6 protein-coding genes are annotated in these 4,566 nt (G+C 58.2%); 1 reads left to right on the forward strand and 5 read right to left on the reverse strand.

What is annotated here, in order from left to right:
• The first annotated feature begins 463 nt into the window (after positions 1 to 463).
• Complete coding sequence (locus tag ABF824_RS15630; protein ID WP_062810084.1) at positions 464 to 724, forward strand: DNA-binding protein; 261 nt, start codon at positions 464 to 466, stop codon at positions 722 to 724.
• A gap of 83 nt (positions 725 to 807) precedes the next feature.
• Here the strand turns inward: ABF824_RS15630 and ABF824_RS15635 are convergent, their stop codons facing one another.
• From ABF824_RS15635 to ABF824_RS15655, 5 genes are all read right to left on the reverse strand, one after another.
• Positions 808 to 1,227, reverse strand: coding sequence for a hypothetical protein (locus ABF824_RS15635; RefSeq protein ID WP_062810085.1), 420 nt, complete (start codon positions 1,225 to 1,227; stop codon positions 808 to 810).
• Positions 1,217 to 1,462, reverse strand: coding sequence for a type II toxin-antitoxin system Phd/YefM family antitoxin (locus tag ABF824_RS15640; RefSeq protein ID WP_062810086.1), 246 nt, complete (start codon positions 1,460 to 1,462; stop codon positions 1,217 to 1,219). The genes ABF824_RS15635 and ABF824_RS15640 overlap by 11 nt, the downstream gene beginning before the upstream one ends.
• Before the next feature lie 209 nt (positions 1,463 to 1,671).
• A complete protein-coding gene (locus ABF824_RS15645; protein ID WP_062810087.1) occupies positions 1,672 to 2,136 on the reverse strand; it encodes a hypothetical protein in 465 nt (154 codons plus the stop codon).
• A gap of 101 nt (positions 2,137 to 2,237) precedes the next feature.
• Positions 2,238 to 2,456, reverse strand: coding sequence for a NepR family anti-sigma factor (locus ABF824_RS15650; RefSeq protein ID WP_231105744.1), 219 nt, complete (start codon positions 2,454 to 2,456; stop codon positions 2,238 to 2,240).
• 101 nt (positions 2,457 to 2,557) lie between these two features.
• Positions 2,558 to 4,444, reverse strand: a complete 1,887-nt coding sequence (locus ABF824_RS15655) for a ParB/RepB/Spo0J family partition protein (RefSeq protein ID WP_075624538.1) — start codon at positions 4,442 to 4,444, stop codon at positions 2,558 to 2,560.
• Positions 4,445 to 4,566 lie beyond the last annotated feature (122 nt).

A 4,566-nucleotide genomic window follows, 5' to 3' on the forward strand; every position in this document is an offset into this window, starting at 1 on the left:
GCAGCGCACCTGGCTCGCGGCCTTACGAACTAGAGCGGAGATCAAGCCCCCGAAAGATAGCTCTCACACATTCCAATGACCGGGAAGGTTTCAAGATAACTACCAATTATTTCAGCAAGTTTATCTTTTGAGATGGTCAATTTCTGACCGAACGACGGCCTCTTCTACGAATAAAGTGGTGATGAAATGTACAACATCATGGGTAACAAAATCCTTTTTGTTGGTAGTGTAAGCCTTTCAGTTGTAGGCGTTCTAGTGCTGTTTATTGGAGTCCTCTACAGGGAAAAGAGGGTTATATTTAACGGGGCTGCGCTTGTGCTGGGAGCGGTACTTTTCCTTGCGGGTGGCATTATATTGTCGCCGAAGAAAGCGGCTTCAGAACCGTTGTCGCAATTCGTCCAGGCACATCAGCCAGATCGCCGAACAGTGTCAGGTTGATAGCAAGGACGTGGAGAAACGCCCGATGAAGACTTCCGGACTAGACGTGTTTGATAGCGTCAAGGCGGCACAAGATCCTTGGACGCAGGAGGAACTTCTGAACATGGCATGGGCAGATGGCGACGCAGCGGCGTTTGCTCATGCTCTTTCGGTCATAGCGCGCGCGCAGGGAGCGGACGATATTGCGAAGGAAGCCCTGTCTGGAAAAGGCGATCTCGACCTGACCGGCCTGTTCCGCGTCATGTCGGCGTTCGGCATAAAGGTGGCGTTTCACACGACGGGCTGAGGCGGCCCGCGCTGATGGGATGGCGGCCCGATAGGCCGCCACAGAGTAATCAGCCCCGCTAAGGGGCTTCAGTTTACCGCTGTTCAGGTCCGTTTGGAGATACGCAATGCCTGTGCATCACGCATTGAGCGGAACGCCAGAACGATCTGTTTACTGAAAGCGGGGCTGAACTGGCCGCGCGCGGCCCGATCTTCCAGCGTGTAGGACGTTTCGAGGATGTCGTAATTCACTTCGTCCACCATCACCCACAGGGGCATGTCCGTATTCAGCTTCGCCCTGCGGGCTTCGGTTTCCGGAATCAGCACGGCCTGACGATCAGCGGCAGGCTCTTTGCTCGTGATTGGCAGGATGAAGAGGTGATGCTTGCCGTCCCGGTCAATGGCGACGACGACGACACAGCTCGGCCGCTTTTTTCGGCCTTCCGTCTCACCTCGTAAATCCTGCCATTTCCAGAGATAGTGATAGTCGATGACCTGGCCGACACGCGGGAAGTCATCGGCCATTCAGATAGTCCTCAATCCCCTGATCGCACAGGGCAGCGACATCTTCGGGCATATCGTTGACGGCATAAGCCTTCTGACTGCCTGTATCCCTGCTGGTCAGCGTCTCGTATCGCTCCATCGACATGACAACAAACCGGGGCTTGCGATGCTTGGTGATGGCAACGGGGGCGACGGCTGCGGCCTCGAAGAGATCGCCGGTATTACGGGTCAGGTCGCCTGCTGCAAACTGCTTCACTGGCTGTATCCTCTCACGGGGCAATATCAAGAATATACAGAAATTCCCAATATTCCGCAAATTAAATCGCTGAGGATAGCAGAGGCGCGGCGGCCTACAGGGCCGCCAAATGATACACAGCCCCCGTTAGGGGGCTTCCGTTTATCGTGGCTATCCCGAGGGGAGAAGAGACTATGCCACAGAGGGCACAACCATCCGCCCTTCTGTGCTCACCTCGCTGATTTTTTCGCGACCAGCAGCGCGGCCACAGGTCCGCCCCATGCGCCCAGCAGGCCGAGAACGGCGATTGCGGTCAAGAACCAGAGTGGTAAAGCCACGGGCGAGGCATCGGCTCCCATCATCATCGGCAGACCCAGCACGCCGAACATGAATTGAAAGAAGACAACGGGCAGAGCGATGATTTTCACAGATCGAAAGCTGTGCGTGAACATCACAGACAGACCCGCCACCATGACAGAAAAAATGAGACCGGCCGTCAGGATGCCTATCCCATGAAGGGCCAGGAACCATTGCGGCAAGAGTTCCAGCCCACGGTCCCGCATCAGACAGAACATAATCACGACACCAGCCACAAAACCGAAAGTCACGATCAGTTTCAGCGTGTCGATGGCATCAGCAATATGCCCAGCAAGACGGTCAACGCCATTTGGCGCAGTATTCTGCTCTGTTGTCATGTCCTGATTCCGCTAGAACCTGTTTTGCCGTTGCTACCATAAACCCGGTCTTATCCGTAAGAAATTGCCGGTCGCTTATAGGAGCGGGAATTGATTTCGACTTACTCGCGCCGAGGTAACGCGCTGTCCGCCTGATTTTCGGGTTTCTCACTTTCTGGTATCTCGGAAAGAAGAGACAAAAGAGTATCGGGAACAGGTTCTTTCACCACAGCACCGAACCGAGCACGCAACGCGCGCTTCAGCCAAGACGCCAGAAAATTTTCATCTGAATACTTGTGCATATCCGATCCTTCCCACTGCATTTTAATCGGATCGCCCACGACAGGAAGATTCTGGCGTCGTGGGGCACTCCACAATATTGCGAGCCCGGCATCATCCGCCGGAGCGGGTGGCCGGGGCGCAATGCCCCGGCCGGTTGTTGTCATGCGGCCGCTGCGCCGGGTGTGCGGAGAAAGGCCGGAAGCCATCCACTTTCCGCTGCGGCCTTGGCCGCGTCGGTGGCGAGGGCATCCCGTTTTGCCTTCTGCCAGTCGCCGGGGTTTGCTCCTGCCTCGGTGATGTAGTCGGCAATGGTGGATTTCGTCAGCGAACGGAAGAAGTTGTCCGCATCGGGCTTCCACCATTCGCGCATGTCGAAGCCGATCGAGGCTGCGATGTCACGCGATGAACCGCGCTGCCTGTCCTCGGACCAGTCCTCCTTTCCGGCATTCACGAAGGGCAGGGCGCAGGCGGCAAGGATTTCGACCAGTTCGCTTTCGGTACGGCCCAGCAGCCACGGCCACAGCCGATCATCCTGCGGGATGCGCAGAGGGTTGAGGCGTTCCAGCCGATATTCGGCAACCGCGCACATAGCCGGGTTGGTTGCCTTGTCGTGCGGCGTTTCGGGCGTCTCGAAGCGGGGAGACATTGCGCCGTGGTGCTGCATCAGAAGCGCATGGACCAGAACCCGCAGGACCATCACGCTGTCCCGCGCAAGCGTAGCCTGTAGGGCGGCTGTCCGCTCGCGATAGAGCGTTTCCATCAGACCGTTGGGAATGGTGGGCACGGCACTGTCATTCTCGGCTGTGCTGGCGCTGGCGGCGTCCTTCTTCTTCGCGCCGGGTTTGAGCACGCCCACATAGGTCGTGCCGATCTCCGCCCCCTCGGTCATGATGAAGACCCCGGCCTGTTCCTTCTGCTCGGCGCTCCACAGGTGAGCCGCATTCTGCAATGCCTCAAGCTCGGCGGTCAGGGCGTCGTATTCTTCGTTTTCCTCGTCGGTCAGGCCCTGGGACTGCTCGTTTTCCTCGATCTCGGTCAGCCGGTCGGCAATCGCCTCGATGCGTGCGGCATCCTCGGCGGTTGGCTCGGCCTGTTTTGGCGACAAGCGAGGGGTGGAATAGAACCAGCTTGGCCGGTCCGTGATGCGTTCAACCCATGACCAGCCTTCGGCCCTGAACCCGGATTCGACTTCGCCCAGCTTCTTTTCGGCCAGTTCGTGCAGAAGCGGGGTATCGGTCAGGAAACCGTTCTCTCCGAACAGGTCCTGCACCACGGTCCCGCCCGCAGCGCGGTAGGTATCCAGTCCGACGAAGGAGACGATGCGGCTGCTTTCGGGAACGGCCCCCTGCATGAGCCGGTTCTTGATGGAGTGCGGGGCAACCTGAAAGTGCGTATCCAGCACCCATTGCAGCACACTGTCCTGCGCCTCGTGATCGTCCGCCACGGTGAAGGCCGAAACCTGTTCGAGCGTTAGCTGATCCTGTCGGAAGGCGCTCATGACAGCAGGAGAGACGGACGCCAGTTTCAGGCGCTTCGCGACGATTGAAACGGAGACGCCAAAACGCTGCGCAATCTGCTCGACGGAGCGTCCCAATTCGACCTGTCGGGCAAACGCCTCAAACTGGTCGGCCGGGTGCATCGCATGACGCTGCACGTTCTCGGCAAGGCTGATTTCCTCGGCTTCCTCGGGTGTCACGATCCGGCAGAGAACGGACTTGTCCTCGGTCCAGTCGCCGCGTTCGACCAGCAGGGACATGGCGAGAAAGCGTCGGCCGCCCGCGACAACGCCGAAGCGATCACCATCCGGCACGACGACAAGGCTCTGGATCAGGCCAACAGCTTTCAGGTTATCGGCCAGTTCTTCGATAGCGATGGCGGGCACCGTGCGCCGGACATTCAGGGGCGAACGGAACAGCTTGCTGAAGGGGATGCGTGTCCCGTCTGTATCGTTGGCGGGCGTCGTGATTGGCGTCGGCGTCTTGCTCGTAGTCTTTCTGGCGGGCTTCGTGGTGGCTTTCTTGGGCTCACTGCGGAGTGTTGCAGACATAGGGTTTACCCTCCCTGCACCGGGCGGGGAGGAAGGACCATCCCCCCACGTTTTCCCGCCCGGTGTTCTTATTATATACACGATATAATAAGGGAGAGGCAAGAGAAAAATGCAGTTTTTCA

It is taken from the genome of Acetobacter sp. (assembly GCF_047721705.1).
GTDB lineage: Bacteria > Pseudomonadota > Alphaproteobacteria > Acetobacterales > Acetobacteraceae > Acetobacter.

Excerpts from the sequence above, each read along its gene's own strand:
- ABF824_RS15630 (WP_062810084.1), top strand. The coding sequence starts at position 464 with ATGAAGACTTCCGGACTAGACGTGTTTGATAGCGTCAAGGCGGCACAA.
- ABF824_RS15635 (WP_062810085.1), bottom strand. The coding sequence starts at position 1,227 with ATGGCCGATGACTTCCCGCGTGTCGGCCAGGTCATCGACTATCACTAT.
- ABF824_RS15655 (WP_075624538.1), bottom strand. The coding sequence starts at position 4,444 with ATGTCTGCAACACTCCGCAGTGAGCCCAAGAAAGCCACCACGAAGCCC.
- ABF824_RS15645 (WP_062810087.1), bottom strand. The coding sequence starts at position 2,136 with ATGACAACAGAGCAGAATACTGCGCCAAATGGCGTTGACCGTCTTGCT.